This window comes from Lentzea aerocolonigenes, assembly GCF_000974445.1.
Classification (GTDB): domain Bacteria; phylum Actinomycetota; class Actinomycetes; order Mycobacteriales; family Pseudonocardiaceae; genus Lentzea; species Lentzea aerocolonigenes.
The window spans coordinates 1-25,053 of sequence record NZ_BBOJ01000013.1; the positions used below are offsets into that span (position 1 = coordinate 1).

General features: G+C 68.8%; 25 protein-coding genes. 10 read left to right on the forward strand and 15 right to left on the reverse strand.

All coding sequences use genetic code 11. From position 1 onward, the window contains the following. The 3 genes from AOM45_RS24150 to AOM45_RS24160 all read left to right on the forward strand — a co-directional run. The coding region (locus tag AOM45_RS24150) for an IS110 family transposase (RefSeq protein ID WP_063778353.1) at positions 1-802 on the forward strand (802 nt) is incomplete at its 5' end. 253 nt (positions 803-1,055) lie between these two features. After that, the gene (locus AOM45_RS24155; protein ID WP_030468073.1) at positions 1,056-2,429 is read left to right on the forward strand and encodes a mycothione reductase; all 1,374 of its coding nucleotides are present in this window, start codon (positions 1,056-1,058) and stop codon (positions 2,427-2,429) included. 65 nt (positions 2,430-2,494) lie between these two features. Then, positions 2,495-2,908, forward strand: a complete 414-nt coding sequence (locus AOM45_RS24160; protein WP_030468072.1) for an NADPH-dependent FMN reductase family protein — start codon at positions 2,495-2,497, stop codon at positions 2,906-2,908. A gap of 7 nt (positions 2,909-2,915) precedes the next feature. On the opposite strand, the gene AOM45_RS24165 is transcribed toward AOM45_RS24160, so the two are convergent. Continuing rightward, positions 2,916-3,320 carry a VOC family protein gene (locus AOM45_RS24165; RefSeq protein WP_030468071.1) on the reverse strand — a complete coding sequence of 135 codons (405 nt, stop codon included), beginning with the start codon at positions 3,318-3,320 and terminating at the stop codon, positions 2,916-2,918. 48 nt (positions 3,321-3,368) lie between these two features. After that, the gene (locus tag AOM45_RS24170) at positions 3,369-4,613 is read right to left on the reverse strand and encodes a CynX/NimT family MFS transporter (protein WP_236703816.1); all 1,245 of its coding nucleotides are present in this window, start codon (positions 4,611-4,613) and stop codon (positions 3,369-3,371) included. 48 nt (positions 4,614-4,661) lie between these two features. Here AOM45_RS24170 and AOM45_RS24175 point away from each other — a divergent pair, with 48 nt between their 5' ends. From AOM45_RS24175 to AOM45_RS24185, 3 genes are read left to right on the forward strand one after another with little or no spacing between them, the layout of a single operon-like run. Beyond that, positions 4,662-5,333 carry a FadR/GntR family transcriptional regulator gene (locus AOM45_RS24175; protein ID WP_030468069.1) on the forward strand — a complete coding sequence of 224 codons (672 nt, stop codon included), beginning with the start codon at positions 4,662-4,664 and terminating at the stop codon, positions 5,331-5,333. 43 nt (positions 5,334-5,376) lie between these two features. Further along, complete coding sequence (locus AOM45_RS24180) at positions 5,377-6,480, forward strand: epoxide hydrolase family protein (RefSeq protein WP_030468068.1); 1,104 nt, start codon at positions 5,377-5,379, stop codon at positions 6,478-6,480. Continuing rightward, positions 6,477-7,568, forward strand: a complete 1,092-nt coding sequence (locus tag AOM45_RS24185) for a winged helix DNA-binding domain-containing protein (RefSeq protein ID WP_051783504.1) — start codon at positions 6,477-6,479, stop codon at positions 7,566-7,568. The genes AOM45_RS24180 and AOM45_RS24185 overlap by 4 nt, the downstream gene beginning before the upstream one ends. On the opposite strand, the gene AOM45_RS24190 is transcribed toward AOM45_RS24185, so the two are convergent. Beyond that, complete coding sequence (locus AOM45_RS24190) at positions 7,565-8,458, reverse strand: LysR family transcriptional regulator (protein WP_030468066.1); 894 nt, start codon at positions 8,456-8,458, stop codon at positions 7,565-7,567. The two genes, AOM45_RS24185 and AOM45_RS24190, sit on opposite strands and share 4 nt — an antisense overlap. Before the next feature lie 73 nt (positions 8,459-8,531). Between AOM45_RS24190 and AOM45_RS24195 the strand changes: the two genes are divergently transcribed. Next, positions 8,532-9,425 carry an EamA family transporter gene (locus tag AOM45_RS24195; protein ID WP_030468065.1) on the forward strand — a complete coding sequence of 298 codons (894 nt, stop codon included), beginning with the start codon at positions 8,532-8,534 and terminating at the stop codon, positions 9,423-9,425. Here the strand turns inward: AOM45_RS24195 and AOM45_RS24200 are convergent. Next, positions 9,349-10,848: a cobyric acid synthase gene (locus tag AOM45_RS24200; protein WP_030468064.1), complete on the reverse strand. Its 1,500-nt coding sequence runs from the start codon at positions 10,846-10,848 to the stop codon at positions 9,349-9,351. The two genes, AOM45_RS24195 and AOM45_RS24200, sit on opposite strands and share 77 nt — an antisense overlap. Positions 10,849-10,876: 28 nt before the next feature. Between AOM45_RS24200 and AOM45_RS24205 the strand changes: the two genes are divergently transcribed. Next, complete coding sequence (locus AOM45_RS24205; RefSeq protein WP_030468063.1) at positions 10,877-11,557, forward strand: alpha/beta fold hydrolase; 681 nt, start codon at positions 10,877-10,879, stop codon at positions 11,555-11,557. On the opposite strand, the gene map is transcribed toward AOM45_RS24205, so the two are convergent. From map to dxr, 6 genes are all read right to left on the reverse strand, one after another. After that, complete coding sequence (gene map / locus AOM45_RS24210; RefSeq protein ID WP_030468062.1) at positions 11,544-12,401, reverse strand: type I methionyl aminopeptidase; 858 nt, start codon at positions 12,399-12,401, stop codon at positions 11,544-11,546. The genes AOM45_RS24205 and map overlap by 14 nt on opposite strands. Before the next feature lie 21 nt (positions 12,402-12,422). After that, positions 12,423-14,213: a penicillin-binding transpeptidase domain-containing protein gene (locus AOM45_RS24215; RefSeq protein WP_030468061.1), complete on the reverse strand. Its 1,791-nt coding sequence runs from the start codon at positions 14,211-14,213 to the stop codon at positions 12,423-12,425. Positions 14,214-14,231: 18 nt separating this feature from the next. Beyond that, positions 14,232-15,083: a GNAT family N-acetyltransferase gene (locus tag AOM45_RS24220; RefSeq protein WP_030468060.1), complete on the reverse strand. Its 852-nt coding sequence runs from the start codon at positions 15,081-15,083 to the stop codon at positions 14,232-14,234. Between the two features lie 150 nt (positions 15,084-15,233). Then, the gene (ispG, locus tag AOM45_RS24225) at positions 15,234-16,364 is read right to left on the reverse strand and encodes a flavodoxin-dependent (E)-4-hydroxy-3-methylbut-2-enyl-diphosphate synthase (RefSeq protein WP_035910414.1); all 1,131 of its coding nucleotides are present in this window, start codon (positions 16,362-16,364) and stop codon (positions 15,234-15,236) included. Positions 16,365-16,412: 48 nt separating this feature from the next. Then, on the reverse strand, positions 16,413-17,624 hold the full coding sequence (locus AOM45_RS24230; RefSeq protein ID WP_236703817.1) for a M50 family metallopeptidase: 1,212 nt from the start codon (positions 17,622-17,624) through the stop codon (positions 16,413-16,415). Between the two features lie 7 nt (positions 17,625-17,631). Continuing rightward, positions 17,632-18,762, reverse strand: a complete 1,131-nt coding sequence (gene dxr / locus AOM45_RS24235; RefSeq protein WP_030468057.1) for a 1-deoxy-D-xylulose-5-phosphate reductoisomerase — start codon at positions 18,760-18,762, stop codon at positions 17,632-17,634. A 135-nt stretch (positions 18,763-18,897) separates the two neighbouring features. Here dxr and AOM45_RS24240 point away from each other — a divergent pair, with 135 nt between their 5' ends. Beyond that, positions 18,898-19,164, forward strand: a complete 267-nt coding sequence (locus AOM45_RS24240; protein ID WP_030468056.1) for a GlsB/YeaQ/YmgE family stress response membrane protein — start codon at positions 18,898-18,900, stop codon at positions 19,162-19,164. A gap of 236 nt (positions 19,165-19,400) precedes the next feature. Here the strand turns inward: AOM45_RS24240 and AOM45_RS24245 are convergent, their stop codons facing one another. Further along, positions 19,401-20,051 (reverse strand): response regulator, encoded by a 651-nt coding sequence (locus tag AOM45_RS24245; protein WP_030468055.1) that lies wholly within the window; start codon positions 20,049-20,051, stop codon positions 19,401-19,403. Further along, positions 20,048-21,652 carry a sensor histidine kinase gene (locus AOM45_RS24250; RefSeq protein WP_035910363.1) on the reverse strand — a complete coding sequence of 535 codons (1,605 nt, stop codon included), beginning with the start codon at positions 21,650-21,652 and terminating at the stop codon, positions 20,048-20,050. Before AOM45_RS24250 ends, AOM45_RS24245 begins: the two co-directional genes overlap by 4 nt. 188 nt (positions 21,653-21,840) lie before the next feature. On the opposite strand from AOM45_RS24250, the gene AOM45_RS24255 reads away from it, so the two are divergent. Then, complete coding sequence (locus AOM45_RS24255) at positions 21,841-22,296, forward strand: peptidase inhibitor family I36 protein (protein ID WP_081902162.1); 456 nt, start codon at positions 21,841-21,843, stop codon at positions 22,294-22,296. A 42-nt stretch (positions 22,297-22,338) separates the two neighbouring features. On the opposite strand, the gene AOM45_RS24260 is transcribed toward AOM45_RS24255, so the two are convergent. The 3 genes from AOM45_RS24260 to AOM45_RS24270 all read right to left on the reverse strand — a co-directional run bounded on the left by AOM45_RS24260 (position 22,339) and on the right by AOM45_RS24270 (position 25,045). Next, a complete protein-coding gene (locus AOM45_RS24260) occupies positions 22,339-23,325 on the reverse strand; it encodes an ArsR/SmtB family transcription factor (RefSeq protein WP_162185666.1) in 987 nt (328 codons plus the stop codon). Positions 23,326-23,402: 77 nt separating this feature from the next. Continuing rightward, positions 23,403-24,209: an ABC transporter permease gene (locus AOM45_RS24265; RefSeq protein ID WP_051783495.1), complete on the reverse strand. Its 807-nt coding sequence runs from the start codon at positions 24,207-24,209 to the stop codon at positions 23,403-23,405. Further along, positions 24,206-25,045 (reverse strand): ABC transporter permease, encoded by an 840-nt coding sequence (locus AOM45_RS24270; protein ID WP_035910360.1) that lies wholly within the window; start codon positions 25,043-25,045, stop codon positions 24,206-24,208. Before AOM45_RS24270 ends, AOM45_RS24265 begins: the two co-directional genes overlap by 4 nt. Between the last annotated feature and the right edge of the window lie 8 nt (positions 25,046-25,053).

The following is a 25,053-nucleotide window of genomic DNA, read 5'->3' on the forward strand; positions in this document are numbered from 1 at the left end:
AGTCTCCCGCCCCGACCGGCGAACCCGCCGCAGCCACGGCAAATCCGACGTCATCGACGCCATCAACGCCGCCCGCGCCGTCATCTCCGACGACAAAACCGCCACACCCAAAACCGCCGACGGGCCGATCGAGTCCATCCGCGTCCTGCGCATCGCCCGCGGTGGCGCGGTCAAAGCCCGCACCGCCGCCCGCAACGAACTCACCAACCTCATCACCACCGCACCCGCCGAGATCCGCGAAACCTTACGCGGCAAGCAAACCAAGGCACTGCTCACCGCCTGCACCGCCCTGGAACCCGACCTCACCAAGCTGGCCAACCCCATCCACGGCACCATGCTCGCCCTGCGCTCCATAGCCGAGCGAATCATCGCCCTCAACCAGCAGATCACCCAGCTCGACAAACACCTCGACCGGCTGGTCACCGCCACCGCCCCGACCCTGGTCCGCCTGCTCGGCATCGGCACCGACGTCGCAGGCCAGCTCCTCGTCACCGCCGGCGACAACCCCGAACGACTCCGCAGCGAAGCCTCCTTCGCCAAACTTTGCGGCGTCGCCCCACTCCCAGCCTCATCCGGACGAACCGACCGGCACCGCCTCAACAAAGGCGGCGAACGCCAAGCCAACCGCGTCCTGCACGTCGTCGCCGTCGTCCGCCTGCGCTACTGCCCACGCACCCAGGCCTACCTGCAACGACGCACCGAACAAGGCCTCACCAAACGCGACATCCTCCGCTGCCTCAAGCGCTACATCCTCCGCGAAGCACACACAGCGATCATGAAAGACCTCGCAGCCATCGCTTGACATCTATAGGAGCGTCAGGCGTGCCATCAACCCGCAGACGGCGCTGGCCGGTCTTTGATCAGATTGGCGGGGTCTGGGGCAGCGCCCCAGAAATCCTGAAACAGGCACGACACCCGCCCAACCGCAACCAACCTACGGACACGAAACAGGCAGACGCCAACGCACCAGGGGGACGACCAACAAAACCGGCGCGTAAGCCCCACGTAACCCCAACACGGGAACACCCCCATCCCCAGGATGGTTGGATCCACACGTGAGGCACTTCGACCTGGTCATCATCGGCACCGGCTCCGGCAACTCCATCCCGAACGAGGCGATGGCAGGCTGGCAGATAGCCATCCTCGAAAAGGGAACCTTCGGCGGCACCTGCCTGAACGTGGGCTGCATCCCCACCAAGATGTTCGTCCACACCGCCGACCAGGCCGCAGCCCCAGCAAACGCCAAGAAACTAGGCGTGGACGCCCACCTGGACAAGGTGAACTGGCCACAGATCCGGGACCGCATCTTCAACCGCATCGACCCGATCGCCGAAGGCGGCCGCAACTGGCGCGCCAACGAGAACCCCAACGTGACGGTCTACGAGGGCACCGCGACGTTCGAGGACGCGCACACCATCAACACCGGCACCGGCGAAACCATCACAGCGGACCGAATCGTCGTAGCAGCCGGCAGCCGCCCCAGCATCCCCGACATCGCGGACCTGGACACGACCGGCTACCACACCAGCGACACGATCATGCGCCTCGACGAGCTCCCCGAGAGCCTGATCATCGTCGGCAGCGGTTTCATCGCGAGCGAGTTCGCCCACGTCTTCAGCAGCTTCGGCGTCAAGGTCACCGTGATCGCCCGCTCGAACCTCCTCCTCCGCCACGAGGACCTGGAGATCGCCGAGCGCTTCACCGACGTCGCGAAGCAGAAGTGGGACGTCCGCCTCAACCGCAAGACCACCCGTGCCGAGAAGACCGCGACGGGCGTCAAGCTCCACCTCGAAGGACCTGAGGGCGCGGAAACCGTTGAGGCGGCCCAGCTTCTCATCGCGACCGGCAGGAAGCCGAACACCGACCTGCTCGACGTGCGCAACGCCGGCATCGAGACCCACGACGACGGTCGGATCAAGGTCGACGAGTACCAGCGCACCAGCCAGTCGCACATCCTCGCGCTGGGCGACATCAGCTCGGACTACCAGCTCAAGCACGTCGCGAACCACGAAGCCAAGGTCGTGCAGCACAACCTGCTGAACCCCGACGACCCGATGAAGAGCGACCACCGGTTCGTGCCCGCCGCGGTGTTCTCCAGCCCGCAGATCGCGAGCGTCGGTCTCACCGAGGAGCAGGCCGAGGAGAAGGGCATCCGGTACGTCACCGCGAGCCAGGCCTACGCGAGCATCGCGTACGGCTGGGCGATGGAGGACACGACCGGTTTCGCGAAGCTGATCGCCGATCCCGCGACCGGGCAGCTGCTCGGCGCGCACATCATCGGGCCGCAGGCGTCGACGGTGATCCAGCCGATCATCCAGGCGATGAGCTTCGGTCTGGACGCGAAAACCATGGCGCGCGGGCAGTACTGGATCCATCCGGCTATGCCAGAGCTCGTGGAAAACGCGCTCCTGAACCTGCCGTTGGACTGAAAGGCCTTGCACGACAGGGACTTCTGACGCTGCCGAAAACCAGAACCACCAACAACGATGCAGCGATGACTGACAGAGTCCTCGTCGCGTACACCTCGAGAATCGCCGCCACCGACGAGATAGCAGAGATCATCGGCACCGAACTCGCGGGCTGCGGGCTGAGAGTCACCGTGCTCTCGGTCGCCGCGGCCGACACGTTGCACGGGTTCGGTGCCGTGATCATGGGCGACGCCGCCACGCGCGACGCGCACCGGTTCGTGCGGCGGCACAAGGTTTCCCTCAAACACACGCCCATGTGGTTGTTCCACCGCGGCACTCCGCCGGTGCCCAACGACGTCACCCGCATGGTGCGCAGGCTCGGCGCCATCGGCCCCGTCAGTTTCGGCGGTGCCGCACCGGACTGGGACCGGGCGAAGGCGTGGGCCCGTTACCTCGCCGACCAGCTCACGGTGCTGCACCGCGGTTTCGCCTCGAACTAGTGCGGCACTAGGCCTGGATGATCCGGACGTTGTTGCCGGCCGGGTCGCGGAACACGCAGTCGCGCGCACCCCACGGCTGATCGGTCGGCTCCTGCACGACGTCGGCGCCGCTGCCCTGCAACTTGTCGAACACGGCTTCGAGATCGGGCGTCGACAGCTGGATGTACCCGTACGAGCCGCCTTCGATCATCTCGGCGATCGCCGTGCGCTGTGAGTCGGTGAGTCCCTCCGCCATGGCGGGCGGTTCGAGCACGACGGACGAACCGGAACCGGCGGGCGCGACCGTGATCCAGCGCATCGCGCCCTGACCGACGTCGGCGCGGACCTCCCAGCCGAGCAGGTCGCGGTAGAAGGTCAGCGACGCTTCGGGGTCGGTGTGCGGGAGGAACGTGGCGTGAATGGTGATGTCCATGCCGACAACGCTAGGACCAGCGAGAACGCGAAGCTTCTCGATTCCTGACTAGATGTAGCGGGGACGTCCCGCGACCACGCCCAGGCCGGTCAGCGCGGCCAGCAGCACGAGCTGCAGCACCAGCGACACCGACCACGATCCGGTGGCGTCACGCAGCAGACCGAACGCGAACGGGCCGGAAGCCGCGATCAGATAGCCGAGGCTCTGCGCCATCGCGGACAGCCGTGCGGTGTCCGAAGTGGACTTGGTGCGCAGCGACATGATCAGCAGCGCCAGCGGGAACATGCCCATGCCGAACCCGATCAGCACCACCCACAGGCCGGGGGCGACCGCGGGCGCCAGCAGCATCCCGAGCATGCCCGCGAACGACAGCACGCCGAGCACCAGCACCATCGGCGCCTGGCTGGAGAACTTCGCCGCGATCGGCGGCACGAAGAGACTGACCGGCACGCCGAGCAGCATCGACACCGCGAGCAGCATGCCGGCGGTGTTCCGGTCCACGCCGGAGTCGACGAGCATCGCGGGCAGCCAGCCCATGACGGTGTAGGCGAACAGCGACTGCAGGCCGAAGAACACCGTGATCACCCATGCCAGCGGGCTGCGCACCAACGACCGCTTCTCGGCGGGCGCGGCCGACCGCACCACGGACGCCGAGGAACCGTGCCGCGCACCGGCGAGCCACACGATCACCGCACCGGCCGACAGCAGCGCCCACGCACCGACGGCGAGGCGCCACGAGCCGAGGTAGTCCTCCAGCCGTGGGGTCAGCGCAGCAGCAAGCGCGGCGCCCGCGGCGAGCGCTCCCGTGTAGACACCGGTGATGAGACCGACCTTGTCCGGGAAGGAAGCCTTCACCACCACCGGGATGAGCACGTTGGACACGGCGATGCCCGCGCACGCGATGAAAGTGCCGCCCAGCACGACCCACGGACCGTCGATCACGCGCAGCACCAGGCCGAGCGTGAGCACCCCCAGGGAAAGTCCGATCGCGCGGGCCATGCCGAGGCGGCGGCCGAGCCACGGCGCCGCGAACGCCGCGAAGCCGAAGCAAAGCGCCGGAACGGCCGTCAACGCGCTGGTCCAAGCGGCCGAAACCCCAAGGGCGGCGCGGACATCGCCGAGCACCGAGGCCAGACTGGTCACCGCAGGGCGGAGATTCGCCGCCGCGAGGGCGACCCCGATCGCGAGCAGCGTGGACCCGACCAGCGGAACGTGACGATTCTTGACGACCAACACCCTGCGACCGGGATCGGTGGCAGTCTGTGCGGCAAGAGTCGTCTGCTGAATCGTCACGGGCACCACTATCGCAGACATGGGATGTTCGGATGAAAGGATGACGCTGTGCCGTTGGCCACTACCCGACGTGCAGGCCTCGTCGACCAGGTGATCGACCAGATGAGGGGTGCGATCACCAGCGGCGAATGGCCCGTCGGGCAGCGCATCCCGCCCGAGCCCGAGCTGGTCACCGCGCTCGGGGTGGGCAGGAACACGGTCCGCGAGGCCGTGCGCGCGCTTTCGCACGCCGGCCTGCTGGAGGTGCGGCAGGGCGACGGCACGTTCGTCCGCGCGACCAGCGAGATCTCCGGCGCGGTCCGCCGCATGTGCGGGACGGAGCTGAAGGAGGTGCTCCAGGTCCGCCGCACCCTCGAGATGGAGGGCGCGCGCCTGGCCGCGAAGCACCGCACGGACGCCGAGCTGGCACGTCTCACCGAGCTGCTGCGCAAGCGCGACGCGGCGATGGAGGCCGAGCAGTGGACCGAGGTGGTCGAGCACGACACCGCGTTCCACGTGCTGCTCGTCCAGTGCTCGCACAACACGCTTCTGGCGGAGCTGTACCAGGGCTTGACCGAGGCGGTCAAAGCTTCGGTGGCGGCTTCTGTCGACACCAGCCAGCCGGGAGGTGACCAGGTGTCGCACACCGGGCTGCTGCACGCGGTCCGCGACGGCGACCAGGAGAAGGCGGCGATCGAGGCCGGCGGGTTCTTCGAGGAGTTGATCGAGAAGTTCTGCTGATCGCGGACGGAAGCTGTCCGCAAGAGCTCATAGCGTGGGGGCCATGGAGATCACGCCGTTCCGCATCGAGGTCCCGCAGGCGGAGGTCGACGACCTCCGCTCGCGCCTGGCCAGGACGCGCTGGCCGGAGGAGGACCTGCCGGACGTCGGCTGGTCCTACGGCATCCCGCTGACGTACCTGCGCCCGCTCGCCGAGTACTGGGCGGACGGGTTCGACTGGCGCGCGCAGGAAGCGCGGATCAACTCCTACCCGCAGTTCACGACCGAGATCGGCGGGCAGCGCATCCACTTCCTGCACGTGCGGTCGAAGAACCCGGACGCGCTCCCGCTGCTGCTGATCCACGGCTGGCCCGGCTCGTTCGTCGAGTTCCTGAACGTGATCGAGCCGCTGTCCGAGGACTTCCACCTGGTCATCCCGTCCATTCCCGGTTTCGGCTTCTCCGGGCCGGTGCGCAGGACCGGCTGGAACGTGCTGCGCGTCGCCTGGGCGTTCGCGAAGCTCATGGAGGGCCTGGGCTACGACCGCTACGGCGCGCAGGGCGGCGACTGGGGCTCCGGCATCGCACAGGAAATCGGCAGGGTCTTCCCCGAGCACGTGGTCGGCGTGCACGTGAACATGCTGCTGACGTTCCGGCCGCACGGCGTCAACGACCTGACCGCCGACGAGCTCAAGGCGCTGGAGACGCTCGACCACTACCAGAAGGAGCTCTCCGGCTACATGCACGTCCAGCGCACCCGGCCGCGCACGGTCGCCTACGGGCTGACCGACTCACCGGTCGGGCAACTCGCGTGGATCGTGGAGAAGTTCCACGACTGGACCGACTGCGCGGACGTGCCCGAGGACGCCGTGGACCGCGACCAGATGCTGACCAACGTGTCCGTGTACTGGTTCACCGGCACCGCGGGCTCCTCGGCTCAGCTCTACAAGGAGCAGTCCGCGTCGTGGGGTCAGCAGCAGCCGACGACGGTGCCGACGGGCGTGGCGGTGTTCCCGCACGACGTCGGCACGCCGGTGCGGTCGCTGGCGGACAAGATGATCCCGACGATCGTGCACTGGAGCGAGTTCGACCGCGGCGGTCACTTCGCCGCGATGGAGGAACCGGACCTGCTGGTCCAGGACATCAGGAAGTTCTTCGGATCGCTGTGAACACTCTTTCGAACCGCACTCTCAACCGGACGCTCCTCGCGCGGCAGATGCTGCTGGACCGCACGGAAATGCCGATCGTGGCCGCCGTCGAGCACCTCGGCGGCCTCCAGGCCCAAGCGCCGGTGCCGCCGTACCTCGCGCTGTGGACGCGGCTGCGCTCGTTCGACTTCGGCGCGCTGAGCGAGCTGATCATCGACCGCTCGCTGGTGCGCATGACGTTGTGGCGCGGCACGTTGCACCTCATCTCGGCCGACGACGTGTACCTGATGCGCACGGCGTTGCAGCCGGAGCTCGACAAGTGGGCGAAGAACGTCATGCCACCGGCCACCCGCGTCGAGATCGACTTCGCGAAGCTGGCACGGATCACGCGCGAGTTCGTCGACACCGAACCGCGCACGGTCGCGGAGATCGGCGCGCACCTGCGGGAACACTTCCCCGGACCGACGGCCCGCGAGCTGTCGACGCAGGCGCAGATGCTGGTGCCGATGGTCCAGGTGCCGCCGCGCGGGATCTGGGGCGTGGGCGGCGTTCCGCAGAACGTCGCGATGGCCACGTGGCTCGGCCGCGACCTGCCGTCCGAGGCCGCCGTGCCGGAGCTGATCACGCGGTACCTGCGGGCGTTCGGGCCGTCGACGCTCGCGGACGTGCAGGCCTGGTCGCGGATGACCGGGCTGAAGGCGCACGCGGCGCGGATGGATCTCGTGCAGTACCGCAACTCCGACGGCAAGGTGCTGTTCGACGTGCCGGACGGCGTGCTCGTGCCGGAGGACACCCCGGCGCCCGCGCGGCTGCTGCCCTCGTTCGACAACGTGCTGCTGGGCCACGCGGACCGGTCGCGGATCATGAACGAGGACGCGCGGTCGCGGTGGGGCGCGGTGCGCAACGGAGTGTTCCCGCCGACGTTCCTCGTGGACGGGTACCTGCACGGCACCTGGAACGTCGTGGAGACCAAGGACACCGCGACGCTCACGATCGAGCCCTACTTCAAGACCACGGCGAAGGACCTCAAGGCGGTGGTCAGCGAGGCCAAGGCACTGCTGAAGGCCATGGCGCCCGGCAAGACGCACGTGGTCGACACAGGCCCTTAGCCGGCGACCTGCTCGATCACCTCCAGCGCGGCCTTGATCGCCGGGCGGCGCGAGGCCTGGGTCCGCCACACCGCGTACAGCCGCCGCGTGGGCGTGGGACGCAACGGCACGGCTTTGACGTTGCCCGGCACCTCTCCCCTGCCCAGGCGCGGGATCAGGGCGACCCCGATCCCCTTGGCCAGCAACGCCATCTGCGTCCGGTACTCGCTGATCCGGTACGCCACCACGGGTTCGATGCCCGCGCCGTGGAACGTCCGCTCCAGCCAGTCGAAGCAGATCGACCCCTCCGTCTGGCAGATCCACCGCTCACCGGCGAGGTCGGCGGGTTCGAGGAACTCCCTGTCCGACAACGGGTTCGTGACCGGGATCATGACCTCGGCGACGTCGTCACCGATGTAGCTGCGGGACAGCGACTCCGGCACAGGCAGCGGCGTGTTCGCCCAGTCGTGCACGATCGCCATGTCGAGCTCGCCGCGTGCGACGGCCTCGGTGGCGTAGGGCGGGTCGATCTCCGTGAGCCGCACGTCGAGCGCCGGGTGCTGCTCGGTCAGCCCCACGAGGACGTCCGGCAGCAGACCTCGCGCGGCGGTGGCGAACGATCCGATGCACAGGCGGCCGATCGCGGCGCCGCGCTGTTCCTCCAGCGCGACCTCGGCCTCCTCGACCAGCTTGAGGACCTGGCCCGCGGTGTCGGCGAGCAGGCGGGCGGCGTCGGTGAGGCGGACACCCCGGCCGTTGCGTTCCAGCAGCGTGGTGCGGGTTTCGCGTTCGAGCTTGGCGATCTGCTGCGAGACCGCGGACGGCGTGTAGCCGAGCACGTCCGCCGCGGCGCCGACCGTGCCGTGCACGGCGATGGCGTGCAGCGCCTTCAGTCTTCCCAGATCGAGCATGTAGCGATGCTAAACCTAACGACGTAGGAAACGGAACTAGTGCTAAACAGTTAGCACGCGCAAGCTTGAGGGCATGAGCCCACGCCACGTTCTGCTCGCCCTGCTGGTCGCCGCCATCTGGGGTTTCAACTTCGTCGTGTTGAAGGTGGGCCTGGACGAGTTCCCGCCGATCCTGTTCTCCGCGCTGCGCTTCCTCGCGGCGGCCGTGCCCGCGATCTTCTTCGTCGGACGGCCGTCCGTCGCGTGGAAGTGGGTCATCTCGGTCGGACTGGTGCTCGGCGTGGCTAAGTTCAGCTTCCTGTTCATCGGCCTGAAGGCGGGCATGCCGGCCGGCCTGGGATCGCTGGTGCTGCAGAGCCAGGTGATCTTCACGACGCTGTTCGCGGCGGTCGTGCTGCGCGAACGACCGAAGTCCGTGCAGATCACCGGAATCGCGCTGGCCGTCGCGGGCATCGGGGTGATCGCGTGGGACTACGGGCTCTCGTCGCCGTTGCTCGGGTTCGTGCTGCTGATCGCCGCGGCGGCCTGCTGGGGCGTGTCGAACGTGCTGATGCGGTACGCGCGGCCCGCGGACACGTTGCGGTTCATGGTCTGGGTGAGCGCGGTCGCGGTGCTGCCGCTGTTCGCGCTGTCGGCGCTCACCGAGGACATGAGCGCGCTCGGCCGCCTCGACTGGGCCGGGATCGGCGCGGTCGGGTACGTCTCGTGGATCTCGACGCTGCTCGGGTTCGCCGTGTGGGGATTCCTGCTGCGCCAGTACGAGTCGTCCGTCGTGGCGCCGTTCTCGTTGCTGGTGCCGGTGTTCGGGATGTTCTCGGCTTGGGTGTTCCTCGGGGAGGACCTGAGCGGGCTGCAGGCCGCGGCCGGTGGTCTCGTGCTGGCGGGGCTCGCTATTCCGCAGCTGGTGGGGCGCCGGGCGGCACGAACGGAAGCCCCGCGGGAGCTCCTCGTTCCAGCAGGTCGATGACGGCCTTCGTGTCGAGGTGATCGGCGACCAGGTCGCCCAGCAGGTCCAGCTGGGCCTCGCGGGCGGCCTGGAAGCTCACCTCGCCCGGTTCGAAGTCCCGGCTCGCGCGCTCGGCGGCCCAGAGCAGGAACTTTCGGCGGAACGTGTCGTTCTCCAGCAGTCCGTGCCAGTGCGTGCCGAGGATCCGGTCGGTCTGGGCGCCCTCGTCGCCGATGAGCGGGTCCTCGGTGCTGCGCACGACCTGGCCGTGGTGGATCTCGTAGCCGGTGACGGGTTCGCCCCACGCCGTGCTCGCCGGTGTGGCGAGGGTCTTCCGTGGCTGGAAGCGGATGTCGACGTCGAGCAGGCCCAGCCCGTCGACCGTGCCGTGCCCGGACTCCACGTCGTCCTCGATGCACTTGGAGAGCATCTGGAACCCGCCGCAGATGCCGAGGACGGGCCCCTCGAAGCGTTCGATCGCCTGCGCCAGACCGGTTTCGCGCAGCCAGGCGAGGTCGGAGACGGTGGCCTTGGAGCCGGGCAGCACGACGACGTCGGCGTCGGCCAGCCGTGACGGCTCGGTCACGAACCGCACGGACACGCCGGGTTCGCACGCCAGCGCCTCGGCGTCGGTCGCGTTGGAGATGCGCGGCAGCCGGATGACGGCGACGCGCAACCAGTCGCGCTTCGGCGGCTGCGGCCTGCCGATCACGCCGTCCGCGTTGTAGGACAAGGAGTCCTCGGCATCGAGCCAGAGCTCCTCGCGCCACGGCAGCACACCGAGCACCGGCCGTCCCGTGAGCGCCTCGAGCTGTCGTAGACCCGGTTCGAGCAGACGCTCGTCACCGCGGAACTTGTTGATGACGAAGCCGGAGACCAGCGCCTGGTCGGCCGCGTCGAGCACCGCGACCGTGCCGAAGAGGTGGGCGAACACGCCGCCGCGGTCGATGTCCCCGATGACGAGCACCGGCAGGTTCGCCCTGGTCGCCAGGCCCATGTTCGCGATGTCGTTGGCGCGCAGGTTGATCTCGGCGGGCGAACCGGCGCCCTCGCAGATGACGACCTCGTGGTCGCGTTCGAGTCCATCCAAAGTGGACAGAACGGTGTCGAGCAGGTGCTGCTTGCGTTCGCGGTAGCTCAGCGCCGAGACCTCGCCGACCGCCTGGCCGAGCACGACGACCTGGGACGTGCGGTCGCTACCGGGCTTGAGCAGCACGGGGTTGAACCGCACGCTGGGCTCCTTGAACGCCGCCCGCGCCTGCAACGCCTGCGCGCGCCCGATCTCACCGCCGTCGAGCGTGACGAACGAGTTGTTCGACATGTTCTGCGCCTTGAACGGCACGACGTCGACGCCCTGGCGTGCCAGGAAGCGGCACAAACCCGCGACCAGGACGCTCTTCCCGGCGTCGGAGGTCGTCCCACAGATCAACATCGAGCCCCGCATGGACGCCAATGCTGCCATCATCACCAGCATGGTCACCGTCGTCCTCATGCACAGCCCGTTCCTCGGCCCGTCGAGCATGCGTCCGCTCGCCGACGAACTGGCCTCCGACGGGGTGGCCGTCCTGCTGGTCGACCTGCAGATGACCGTGAACGAGGCCCCGGTCCACCAGCGGCTGATCGGCGCGTTCGCGGACGCCCTGGACGACGCGGGCGTCACGGGACCACTGGTCCTGGTCGGCCACAGCGGCGCCGGACCGTTGCTGCCGAGCTTCGCGGACGCCCTCGAACTGGACGTGGCGGGCCTGGTGTTCCTCGACTCGGACCTGCCGACGCCGGGCAGGGCGTGGCGCGACACCGTGGACCCCGACCTGGTCCGCCAGGTGAAGGCGTCGGTCCGCGACGGCAGGCTGCCGCGCTGGGACCGGTGGTTCCCCGAGGACCCGCTGCGGCTCGTACCGGCCGGCCTGCGCGAGGAGATGCGCGACGAGGCACCCGAGGTGCCGTGGGAGTTCCTGAAGGAACAGCGCCCGGTCGTCGAGTGGTCCGGGGCGTGCGGGTACGTGCTGCTGTCGTCCGCCTACGAGGAGGCGGCGGCGCAGGCGGAGGCGCTGGGCTGGCCGGTCGAGCGCGTCGAGTCGCACCACCTGGCGGCCGCGACATCGCCCTCGACGGTCGCGGCCGCGCTCAAGGCAGTGGTCAGCAGACTGTGAGGATCTCCGAGCCGGTCTCGGTGACGACGATCGTGTGCTCGAACTGAGCGGTCCAGCTCTTGTCCTTCGTGGTGACGGTCCAGCCGTCGTCCCACATGTCGCCCTCGTAGTCGCCGAGCGTGATCATCGGCTCGATCGTGAACGTCATGCCGGGCTCGAGCACGGTCTTCATCGACGGCTCGTCGTAGTGCAGGACCACGAGACCGCTGTGGAACGCGCGCCCGATGCCGTGGCCGGTGAAGTCGCGCACGACGCCGTAGCCGAAGCGGTTCGCGTACGCCTCGATCACGCGGCCGATGACGTTGATCTCGCGGCCGGGCTTGACGGCCTTGATCGCGCGCATGGTCGCCTCGTGCGTGCGCTCGACCAGCAGCTTCGCCTCCTCGGAGACGTTGCCCGCGAGGAAGGTGGCGTTGGTGTCGCCGTGCACGCCACCGATGAACGCGGTGACGTCGATGTTCACGATGTCGCCGTCCTCGACGACCGTGGAGTCCGGGATGCCGTGGCAGATGACCTCGTTGAGCGAGGTGCAGCAGGACTTCGGGAAGCCCCGGTAGCCGAGCGTCGAGGGGTACGCGCCGTTGTCGCACAGGAACTCGTGCGCCACCGCGTCGATCTCGTCCGTCGTCACGCCGGGAACGACGACCTTGCCCGCCTCCTGCAACGCCTGCGCGGCGAGCCTGCCCGCGACCCGCATGGCCTCGATGATCTCCGGGGTCTGCACCCACGGGTCGGTGCTCTTCTGCGGCGCGGGCTTGTCCACGTACTCGGGACGCACGATGCGCGAGGGCACCTGACGACGCGGAGATTGCACACCAGGTTCCAGCGGAGCACGAACAGCCATGCGCTCCACATTAGCCGTCCGTCACGGCACGGCCTTGAGGAACCTCGCCGCCACCTCCACGGCCGGTGTCGAGGTCTCCCCGCTGAGAACGATCGTCGCGAACGCGACGTCGCCGCGGTAGCCCATGAACCAGCCGTGCGAGTGCACGCCGTCGCCGAACTGCGCGGTGCCGGTCTTGCCCCGCACGTCCCCGTACGGCTTGAGCTGCGGTGCGGTGCCGTAGTCGACGACCTCGCGCATCATCTGCCGCAACGGGTCGAGCATCGCGGCGGGCGGCGCGGCGGGCTGCTTGTCCGCCTTGGTCTCCTTGCCGCGGACGAGCTGCGGCACCGGCATCGAGCCCTTCGCGATCGACGCGCTGACCAGCGCCATGCCGAACGGCGACGCCAGCACCTTGCCCTGGCCGAACGCGTCCTCCGCCCGTTCCACGACGTCGGTGGCGGGCGGCACGGAACCGGTGATCGTCGTCAGGCCTGCGATGTCGAAGTCCACGCCGAGGCCGAGCGACTGGGCCGTGTTCGTCAGCAGGTCCGGCGGCATGTCGACGGCGAGCTGGGCGAACGTCGTGTTGCAGGAGAACGCGAACGCCGACCGCAGCGGGATGGTGCCCTTGTCGAACTCGCTGGAGTTCGGCACGATCCGCCGTCCGTCGATGGTCGTCTTGCCGGGGCACGGCAGCGGGGTGTCGGCGTTGACCTTGCCGGACTGGAGCGCGGCCAGCGCGGACACCGCCTTCATCGTCGAGCCCGGCGGGAAGCGGCCGGTGAGCGAGAGGGCGCCCTGGGCGTCGGCGGGGTCGTTCTGCGCGACGGCCAGGATGTCGCCGGTCGACGGCTGGATCGCCACCAGGACCGTGGGCTGCTGCACGGGCTCGACGGCGTCCTCGGCCGCGGCCTGGATCGCGCGGGACAGCGCGATGTTCACGGCCTTGGCGGGTTCCGGGGCCTTCGAGAACAGCTCCTCGACCTCCGTGCCCTGCGCGTCGACCGTGGCGACGCGGAAGCCCGTGTTGCCGGCGATGTCGTTCTCGACGAGCTTGCGGACCGCGGGCAGCACCTGGGAGCCGAAGTTGCGGCTCGGTGCCAGCAGCGACGTCTGCGAGCTGAACCGCACGCCGGGCAGCTCGTAGATCTTCGGCTTCACGGACTGGTAGTCGGGGTCGCGCAGCGCCGCCACCTGGTAGGCCTGGCCCTCGGGGGTCTTGCCGACGCCCTCGGTGATCGACTGCTGGGTGATCGCCTTGTCGAACGGGTTCAGCGCGTCCGCGAGCGTCTTCGCGACGGCCGGGACGTCACCGGCCTCCTTCGCGACGAGCAGCACCGAGACGACGCGCTCAGGGGCCAGCAGGGGCGTTCCGTCGCGGTCGAGCACCGGAGCCGGGTCCGGCTTGAGCTCGGTGAGCTGGATGGACTGCTGCGGTGCGAGCTTCGGGTGCGCCACCGACGACTGCCAGTGCACCTTCCACGTGTCGCCCTCCTGGCGCACGTCGAACTTCGTCGGATACGTCCAGTGGCGGTTCTTGCCGAGGTTCCAGTCGAGCGTCACCGACGCTTCGGACGCGGTCTCGCCGTTCTTGCGGAGCTGGTCGACCTTGCTGGTCAGCCCCTCCGGCTTGAGCGCGTTGCGGAACTTCTCCAGGGTGTCCTTGGCGTCGTTCGGGTTGTCGGTCATCCCGGCCGCGCCCTGCACGTCACCGGACGCGAGCTTCGCCAGGAAGTCGTTGGTGATCTCCGGTGCTCCGGGTTCGGACTTGAACAGGCCGCAGCCGCTCAGCGTCAGCAGGACCACCGTGATCGTCGCGAGAAGGCGCACCCGCGCGAGTATGCCCGTTCAGAAGAGCACAGTGGCGTATTGCCCGACCTGTTCGAAACCGATTCGGCGGTAGGCGGCCTGCGCCACATGGTTGTAGCCGTTCACGTAGAGGCTGGCCGTGCGGTTGAGAACGCGGGTCAGGCGGTCGGCCACGGCCGCGGTGCCCGTGGTGCCGAGGCCCTCGCCCCTGCGGTCAGGGCGGACCCAGACGCCCTGGATCTGACCGACCCTGGACGACATGGCGCCGATCTCGGCCTTGAAGACGACCTCGCCGTGTTCGAACCTGGCGAAGGCCCGGCCGGCGGCGATGAGCTCGCTCACGCGTGCCCGGTAGCCCGCACCGCCGTCCTCCGCGCACGGGTCGATGCCGACCTCCTCGACGAACATCGAGATGGCGGCCGGGAGGTAGCGGCTGAGCTCGCTCGGGCGGACCTGGCGGACCATCGGGTCCGGGGTGACCTTCGGGCTCGACGAGATCGCCATCAACGGCTGGTCGCCCCGCACCTCGCGGGCGGGTCCCCAGTCGGGCTGCAGCTCGTCCCAGAGCGTCAGGACCTGCTCGGCGGGGCCGACGAGGCTGGAACACATGCGGCCGCGGCGTCGCGCGCGGTCGGCGAACATCCGCATGGCCGACGCGCCGCCCTTGAGCGGGATGAGGTTCGGTCCGGAGAAGCACAGGCCGTCGACGCGGCCGCGCAAGGGCCGGGAGTCCGAGCCCCACATCTCGCCGCCCAGGCGCCACGGGTCCAGGCCGGCCACTTCCACCCTTGCCGCGACCATGCACGCGGCGACGGGGTCCCTGTCGAAGACCCCGCGCACATCGATCAGGTCGCGTTCGTCCAGCACGCGCGCTCCGGCAAGCCTCAGCACGTTGACTAGCGTGCCAGATGGGACGTGTGTGTGGCATCAGCCAACAGTGCACACGCACCAGTGACGCCCCGCACCTGCTTCAGTTCACGCGGGAGCCCCGCGTACCCGAAAACGAGTACGCGGGGCTCCCGCGTGAACTTCGAACAGCGGTCAGCCGACGGTGACGGCGGGGGCGCCGCCTTCTACCGGCTCCATCTCCTCGGCGATGCGCATCGCCTCTTCGATGAGGGTCTCCACGATCGCGTGCTCGGGCACGGTCTTGATGACCTTGCCCTTGACGAAGATCTGGCCCTTGCCGTTGCCGCTCGCCACGCCCAGGTCGGCCTCACGGGCCTCGCCGGGGCCGTTCACGACGCAGCCCATGACCGCGACGCGCAGCGGCACCTCCATGCCCTCCAGACCGGCCGTGACCTGCTCGGCGAGCGTGTACACGTCCACCTGGGCACGACCGCAGGACGGGCAGGACACGATCTCCAGCTTGCGCGGACGCAGGTTGAGCGACTGGAGGATCTGGTGGCCGACCTTGATCTCCTCGACCGGCGGCGCGCTCAGCGACACCCGGATGGTGTCGCCGATGCCCTGCCGGAGCAGCGCGCCGAACGCCACGGCCGACTTGATCGTGCCCTGGAAGGCGGGACCGGCCTCCGTGACACCCAGGTGCAGCGGGTAGTCGCACTGCTCGGCGAGCAGCTCGTAGGCGCGGATCATGACCACGGGGTCGTTGTGCTTCACCGAGATCTTGATGTCGTGGAAGTCGTGCTCCGCGAAGAGCGAGGCCTCCCACATCGCGCTCTCGGCGAGGGCCTCCGGGGTGGCCTTGCCGTACTTCTTGAGCAGGCGCGGGTCGAGCGAACCGGCGTTCACGCCGATCCGGATCGGGGTGCCGTGGTCCTTGGCGGCGGCCGCGATCTCCTTGACCTGGTCGTCGAACTTGCGGATGTTGCCGGGGTTCACGCGGACCGCGGCACAACCGGCCTCGATGGCGGCGAAGACGTACTTCGGCTGGAAGTGGATGTCCGCGATCACCGGGATCTGGGACTTCTTGGCGATCGCCGGCAGGGCGTCCGCGTCGTCCTGCGACGGGCAGGCGACCCGGACGATGTCGCAGCCGGACGCGGTGAGTTCCGCGATCTGCTGCAGCGTCGCGTTGACGTCCGACGTCAGGGTCGTCGTCATCGACTGGACGGAGACGGGGAACTCGCTGCCGACACCGACGTTGCCGACCATCAGCTGCCGGGTCTTGCGGCGTTCCGACAGCACCGGCGGCGGCAGTGCCGGCATTCCGAGCATCACGCCGTCACTCATGGGGTGTGCACCTTTCGTAATTCACTACTGCAACCTGATCGGGTTGACGATGTCGGCGGTCACGGTCAGCAGCGTGATGGCGCCGCCGATGAAGATGACCACGTAGGTGAGCGGCAACAGGCGCATGTAGTTGACCGGGGCGCCGGCGGGCTTCCCGCGCAGCTTCCTGATCCAGTCTCGCACCCGTTCGTAGAGGTTGACGGCGATGTGACCACCGTCAAGCGGGAGCAGCGGCAGGAGGTTGAACACACCCACGAAGAAGTTCAGGCCCGCGAGCATCAGGATGAAGAACGCCCAGAGGCCGCGTTCCGCCGCGTCACCGCCCAGGCGGGAGGCACCGACGACGGAGATCGGGGTGTCGAGGTCGCGCTCGCCGCCGCCGATGGCCTTGACCACGGCCGGGATGCGCTCCGGGAAGCGCATGAGGCCCTTCCAGGTGTTCACGAACATCTCGCCGGTGAACGACACTGCGGCCGGGACCGCGTCGATCGGGCCGTAGGTGAAGGCCTGCTGCACCATCACGCCGATCGCGCCGACCTGCTTGACCTCCACGCCGCCCTTGCCGTCGGAGATCTGGCGGGAGACCTTCGGCACGTCGACGGTGAGCGTGACCTCCTTGTCGTCGCGCAGCACCTTGAACTCGTTGGGGCCGCTGAGGTCGCGGGTGACCTTCTGCATGTCCGACCAGGTCGCGATCGGCTTGCCCGCGATCGAGACGATCTGGTCACCGGGCTTGAGGCCCGCGCTCTTGGCGGGGGACGGCGCCCCGGCGGGGCACGGCGCGTCGTAGGGGACCGTGTAGTCCTGCACGCAGTCGGAGACCTGCGCGAGGACGGGGACGTCCTTGTTGTTCGGCAGGCCCAGCGACATCGCGAGGATCAGCAGGATGATGAAGCCGAGCAGGAAGTGCGTGATGGAGCCGGCGGACAGCACGACGACGCGCTTCCACACCTTCTGCTTGTAGAAGGCGCGCGGCTTGTCGTCGGGGTGCACCTCCTCCAGCGCGGTCATGCCGGTGATCTCGCAGAAGCCGCCGGCCGGGATCGCCTTCAGGCCGTACTCGGTCTCGCCCTTGCGGAACGAGAAGAGCTTCGGGCCGAAGCCGATGAAGTAGCGGGTGACCTTCATGCCGAAGGCCTTCGCGGTCAGCAGGTGCCCGAACTCGTGCAGCGCGATGGACACCGCGATGCCGAACGCGAACAACAGCACCCCGAGGATGTTGATGAATGTGTTCACGAGACGTTCAGTTCCTTCCAACCAGCTCGCGGGCACGTGCGCGTGCCCAGTCCTCGGCGGCGAGGACCTCCGCGACGTCCGCGGGGTCGCTCCGCCAGTCGTTCGCCTCGCCGAGAACCTGGCCGATGGTGTCCACGATCGACAGGAACGACGTCTTGCCCGCGACGAAACTCGCCAGAGCCTCCTCGTTCGCGGCGTTGTAGATCGCGGGCAGGCATCCGCCCGCGGTTCCCGCCTGCCGTGCCAGCTCGACCGCCGGGAACGTGATGTTGTCCAGCGGCTCGAACGTCCACGAGGTGGCGGTGTCAAAGGTACAGGCGGCCGCGGCACCGGCGACGCGCTCGGGCCATCCGAGCCCCAGTGAGATGGGCAGGCGCATGTCCGGCGGCGACGCCTGGGCCAGCGTCGAGCCGTCCGTGAAGGTCACCATCGAGTGAATGATGGACTGCGGGTGGACGACGACGTCGACGCGGTCGTAGGGCACCCCGAACAGCAGGTGCGCCTCGATGAGCTCCAGGCCCTTGTTGACCAGGTTCGCCGAGTTGATCGTGACGACCTGGCCCATCGACCACGTCGGGTGCGCCATGGCCTGCTGCACGGTGATGCCGTCGAGTTCCGCGCGGGTCTTGCCGCGGAACGGACCACCGGACGCCGTCAGCACCAGCTTGTGCACCTCGTGCGGCGCACCGCCCCGCAGACACTGCGCGAGCGCCGAGTGCTCCGAGTCGACCGGCACGATCTGGTCAGGCTTGGCCGCCTTGAGCACGAGCGGCCCGCCGGCGATGAGCGACTCCTTGTTCGCGAGCGCGAGCGTGGCGCCGACCTCCAGCGCCTTCAACGACGGTTCGAGGCCGCGGGAGCCGTCCATGCCGTTGAGCACGACGTCCGCGGGACACGCCTCGATCAGGTCGACCATGCTGGTCAACGTCTTGACGCCGGGGATCTCGGCCCCGCTGGCGACGGCGACCGTCGACACGTCGAACTCTGCCGCCTGCTGTTTGAGCAGGTCGAGCTGACGCCCACCGGCGCCGAGCCCGACGACGCGGAAGCGGTCGCGGTTGCGGCGGATGACGTCGAGCGCCTGGGTCCCGACGGAGCCGGTCGAGCCCAGGATCAGGACAGTGCGTGGAGTACTCATCGCCCCTCATTGTTCCGGAGAGTGCCTGAGAGCCCGGCACAGCCCGTTACTTTGATAACGGAGTGGTTTTGGAGGCGTGAAGTCGCCAGTTCGGGGGCATTCCTCTCGCGACAAGCGGATGGAAGGAGACTCTCCGTGGGCATCCTGGGATGGATCGTGCTCGGTCTGCTGGCCGGTGCCATCGCCAAGGCCATCATGCCTGGTAACGACCCCGGTGGTTTCATCATCACGATGCTGCTCGGCATCGTGGGCGCGATTCTCGGTGGATTCATCGGGTCCGCGCTCTTCGGGACCGACCTCGGGTCCTTCTTCGACCTGAGGACCTGGCTGCTGGCGATCGTCGGATCTCTCATCCTGCTCGGCGTCTACCGCCTGGTAACCGGGAGGCGAAGTCACGTCTAGCGCTTGAGACGTTTGAGGCCGTTCGGGTGACACCCGGACGGCCTCAGTGTTTTCGGCCGCTGCTTCGCCGCGGCGGCGAGTTCGTCGAGAAGCCGGTCGTCCGGCCACCGCTTCGCCACGATTGGGCTCCGCCGAATCGTGGCGAAGGGGCGACCGGACGACCGGCACGAACTCGCGGATCGGCGACAGGTCGTGCATCCCACCCGCAGTCGGCTCGCGAACCCGCGGGCCGTCGCTCAGCTTGCGATGCCCGCGTCGCGGGCCAGCAGCGCCGCCTGCACCCGGTTCGTCAGACCCAGCTTCGCCAGCAGCCGCGACACGTACGTCTTCACCGTCGCCTCCGACATGTGCAGCTTCGCGCCGATGTCCGCGTTCGACATCCCCTGCCCGAGCAGCGCCAGCACCTCGACCTCGCGTTCGGTCAGCCCCGCGACGGCCTTCTGCGCCTCCTGCCGCTTCGGCTGCCCGGACGTCGCCACCATGCCCACGACCCGTGAGGTCACCATCGGCGAGAGGTACGCCTCGCCGTTGTTGACCGCTCGCACGGCCCGTAGCAGTTCCTCGGGTGCAGAGTCCTTCAGCAGGAAGCCCGCGGCGCCTTCGGACAGCGCGCGCACGATGTTCTCGTCCTCGCCGAACGTCGTCAGCATCACCACGCGCACGGACGGTGCGAGCACATGGAGCTCGCGCGCGCATGCGAGGCCGTCCATCCGTGGCATGCGGATGTCCAGCACGGCCACGTCGACGCGGCGTTCGCGGACGATCTGCAGCGCCTCGTGGCCGTCGCCCGCCTCCGCCACCAGTTCGATGTCGTCGGCGGTGCCGAGGATGGCCTTGATGCCGGCGCGCATCAGCGGCTCGTCGTCGGCGATGAGCACCCGGATCATGAACCAGTCCTCTGCACGTGGATCTTCTTCTCGACCAGCTTGCCGTCCCGGAAGCAGAAACGCACCACTCGGGTGCCCTTCGCGAGGTACGACTGCTCGTCGGTGATGTGGTAGACGCAGCGTGCTCCCGCCGGCTCCGGAGAGGCCTGCGACTTGCGTTCGCCGTCGCCGACCAGCGGTTCGTCACCGGAGGGCAGCAGCTTCATCACCTCCGCCTCCGGCTGGCCCTCCTGGATCCGGTCGAGGTTCTCCTGCGTCACGACCTCGGTCACCGGCTGCGCGCCCAGGTAGGTGAAGCCGCCGATGATGACGGTCAGCACGACCGACGCGCCCACGATGGAGCCGACGCCCGCCCACTTGCGGATGCCGCGCGGCGACTCCGCCTCGTCCTGCTCGTCCTCGGGTTCGCCGGGCAGCGCCGTTTCCTCGTACGGCAGCACGGCCGCGATTCGGAAGCCTCCCGACGGAAGCGCGCCCACGTGCAGGATGCCGCCCGCCACGCGCACGCGTTCGCTCAGGCCGATGAGCCCTACCCCCGGCTCACCGCCCGATGAACCGCTGCGCGACGGGTTGTTGCGCACCTCGACGACGAGCGCGTCCGGCTCGTACTTCACCGTCACCTGCACGGCGGCGCCCGGAGCGTGCTTGGACGCGTTCGTCAGACCTTCCTGTGCCACGCGATAGGCAGCGTGAGAGACACGGGACGGCAACGGGTGGGCCTGCCCGCCCCGCACCAGACTCACCAGCACACCCGCCTTGCGCGCGTCGCCCACCAACGAGTCGATGGACTCCACGGTCCGTGTCGCCGGGTCGTCGTCGGGACCGTCCTCGGCTCGCAGCACGCCGATGATCGCCCGCAGTTCCTCCATGCCGGTCAACGCCGCCGAGCGCAGCACGCCGATCGCCTCGCGCTGCTTCTCCCCCAGCGACGGGTCCATCGCCAGCGCACCGGCGTGCACGGAGATCAGCGACAGCCGGTGCCCGAGGCTGTCGTGCATGTCCTGGGCGATGCGGCTGCGTTCGCGCAGGCGGACCTGCCGGGACAGCATCTTGTGCTCCGCCTGCATCCGCGCCTCGCGGTCCTGCACGGCCTGCACGAGCGCCTCGCGCTGCGCCAGGTACCGGCCGACCAGGAACGGCAGCGCCACGCCCACGCCGAAGATCGTGACGAGGATCAGCACCCCGTAGACCGGTTCGATGTCGATCGGCCGCGCGTCCCAGTCCCACACCAGCACCACGACGACGAACGTGATCGTGGTCGACACCACCGCCTTGACCCACGACTCGATCCGGCGCCCCGCCGTGTAGCTCAGCACGACCATCACGGCGGGCCCGATGAACGGGATCGCCGCGCCCACGATCATGGCCGTCGCCGGCAGCACGTGCCGCGACGGCAGCAGCACCAGGTACACCGCGACGTACGCGACGAGCGTCCAGCCCGACGCCTTCTGCTCCGCCCACGGTCCCGGCCACAGGTCCAGCAGGATCGCGGCGACCACGACGATCACGTCACCGACGACCCGCACCGGGGTCATCGCCTTGAGCCGGGCCAGGGTGTCGGCGCGGAACGCCTCCGCCCTGGTCCGCAGAGCGGTAGTCACGCCCTCAAGCTACGAGACGTCCCATGTCCGCGCGGCACGCTGGAGTATCGAACCACCGCGACGAAAGTTGACGCTTCTGTCATTCCACGTCGGGTGGAAACGCTTAGACGACGCTCGAAGGACCCTCCCGGCGCGCGACGGTCTCGGCAGACTCCGCGTCCTGCACATCACTTCTCACAGGGGGAAAGATGAGAAAAACGCTGAATGTGCTGTTCGCCGCGGTCATGGTGCTGTTGACGTTGGTGGGAACGGCGTCGGCCGACCCCGACGCGCTGACCATCCCCGCGGTCGAAGCACCGGTGGTGCAGGAGGACGTCTCGGCTCTGGCCCTGACGTGCCCCTCCGGCGACCTGTGCGTGTGGCCGAACAACGACGGCAGCAGCAGCCGCTGCAGCTGGACGAACCGCGACGCCGACTGGTGGAACGCTCCGGTCACGTGTTCGTGGGCGTCGTCCAGGGCCGTGATGCGCGTGTACAACAACGGGGCCAGCTCGTCCTACGACCGGGTGTGCCTGTACACGGGCGCGAACTACACGGGCAGCGCCTGGTACATCCGCCAGCGCGTGCTGTCCGGCACGGCGTTCCCGGGCGTGCGGATCCGCTCCCACAGGTGGGTCGCGGGCGCCGGCGGCACCACGTGCTGATCAGGTGATCACGAGGGCCGTCACGTTCGTGGCGGCCCTGCGTCACGTGCCCGAGAGCACCCTCAGCCCCAGCGGCGTGATCAGGTGCCGGGCGTAGTTCTCCTCGCGCTCGGTGGCGATGAGCCCGGCCTCGCGCAGGACTCCGGTGTGGTGGCTCACCGTGGCGGGAGCGACCCCCACCATCTTCGCCAGCGCGGTGGTGGTGCTGCCGGCGATCACCAACCGCAGGATCGCGGCCCTGGTGGTGCCCAGGAGTGCGGTCAGGGAGCCTCCCACCCGGCCACCGGCCAGCAGCCGCGACCCGGTCCGGATCGGGAACGCCAGCACCGGCGGCAGCTCGGGATCCGCCAGCGCCACCGGGTGGTGCACGGCGAAGTAGCACGGGATCAGCACGAGACCTCGTCCGCGCAGGTACAAATCGCGGTCGTGCGGATACCTGACGGAAAGCACCGGCGGGTCCCAGCGGGTCGCAGGCCCGAGCGCGCCCAGCAGTCCCTCCGGACCGCGGTGCAGGTACTGCTGGACGCCGGCCGCCACGTCGGTGCACCGCCCCTCCTCGATGACCGGCAGGTGCGGCTCGATCACGGACCTGAAGTAGACGCGCAAGGCGTGCCGCAGCTGCAGAAGCGCGGTCGGTCCGCCCCTGGCGAGCTCGTCCAGCCAGCACGCCTCCGCGCCGGCCGCGGGGCGAATCCGGCCGATCTCCTCGCGCAGGCGGCGCGGCGGGGTCGAGAGCACCGCGTCGGCGCACTCGTCGATGCCGGACAGGTCCGCGGACGGCGTGAGGAGGTCCGGGAAGTACGTCGCGTGCGGTGCCACCGTCACCAGGGTGTGCAGCGCCGTGCGCAGGTCGGGATCGCGTGCGGCGAGCTCGCGCACGTGGCGGCGCCACGGACCGAAGGACAGGTCACCGTCGCGGTGTTGCAGGATCTGCGCGCTGGAAACGATCTCCCACATCAGGTCGGGTTCCAGTTTCAACCGGGTGCGCGCGATGTCTCGGTCGGTGAAGTGAACACGCAACTGCGGCACGTCATCCCCCATGGCTGCCGGTGGCTTCCGTCAAGATGCCGTCCGCGCACCTGCGGGGATACCGCTGTCGCAGGAAGTTAGACCAGCTGCGCGGAGGATCCCGCCTTGCGGGCGCGCCACGACGCGACCATCACGCCGATGACCAGCAGCACCGCCGTGGTCGTCACCATCAACGTCGACAGGGCCACGATCTCCGGCGAGATCCCGCGTTTGGAGGCCTGCGCGTAGACGAACACCGGCAACGTCGTCGAGCCGACACCGGTGAGGTACGACGAGATCACCACGTCGTCGAACGACAGCAGGAACGCGAACGCCGCACCGGCCACCACCGCCGGCGCCACGAGCGGCAGCGTCACGGTTCGGAACGCGACGAACGGCGACGCCCCGAGATCCGCGGCCGCCTCCTCCAGCCGGACGTCCATTCCGGACACCCTCGACCTCACCACGACGACCACGAAGCTCAGCGAGAACGCCACGTGTGCGAACAACAGCGCCCCGAACCCGAGCGGGATCCCGGCGATCTTCACGAAGAACCCCAGCATCGCCACGCCCATGACGACCTCAGGCACCACCAGCGGAAGCGACAGGAGCACCGTCCACAGCCCGCGTCCGGGAAACGCCCGCCGCAACCCGAACGCCGCCAGCGTGCCGATCACCGTCGAGATCACCGCGGACGCCAGCGCCAGCTGCAAGGTCAGCTGCAACGACTCCAACACCCGTGAGTCGTCGAACAGTTCGACGTACCACTGCGTCGACACACCGCTGATGCGCGACAACGACCGTGAGGAGTTGAACGAGGCGATAGCGAGCCACGCGATCGGCGCGTACAAGAACACGAACACGAGGAACACCACGAAACCCAAAATCCACGGACGACGGTTCACAGCACGTCCTCCCCACGGCGTCCGCGCAACACGAGCACGAGCACCACCAGCACGAGCAGCAGCACGGCCATCGCCGAGCCCAACGGCCAGTTGTTGCCACCGCGGAACTGGTCGTCGATCACCGACCCGAACGTGGACTGGTCGACGCCACCGAGCAGCTTCGGCGTCACGAAGTCACCTGCCGACGGCACCAGCACGAGCAGCGACCCGGCCAGAACACCCGTCATCACACCGGGCAGCACCACTCGGAAGAACGTCGACGCACGCCCGTGGCCGAGGTCGTAGGACGCCTCCACCAAACGGAAGTCGAAGCGCTCACACGCGACGTAGAGCGGCAACACCATGAACGGCAGAAAGCCGTACGTCAGCCCGAGGATCACCACTCCGTGCGTGAGCAGGAAACCGCCGTCACGGCCCAGGCCGACCCATCCGAGCATCGTGTTGACCAAGCCTTCACCGTCCAGCAGCGCCTTCCAGGCGTAGATGCGCGCGAGATAGCTCGACCAGAACGGGATGAGGACGGCCGCGAGCAGCACGGTGCGGTACTTGCCGCCGTGCCGTGCGATGAACCACGCCAGAGGGAACCCCAGCAGCAGACAGGCGACCGTCGTCGCCACCGCGTACACCAGGGTCCGGCCGAAGATCGGCAGGAACGCCGGATCGAGTGCTGTCAGATACGCCTGCGTCGTCCACGGCAGCACCGCGCGGGCGACACCCGTGTCGCGCGTGGCGAAGCTGAACTGGACCACCAGGGCCAACGGCGCGATCAGGAAGATCCCCAGCCACAGCCCGGTGGGCGTGAGCAGGGCGTTGGCCTTCAGCCAGCGTCGCGACACGAGTGCGA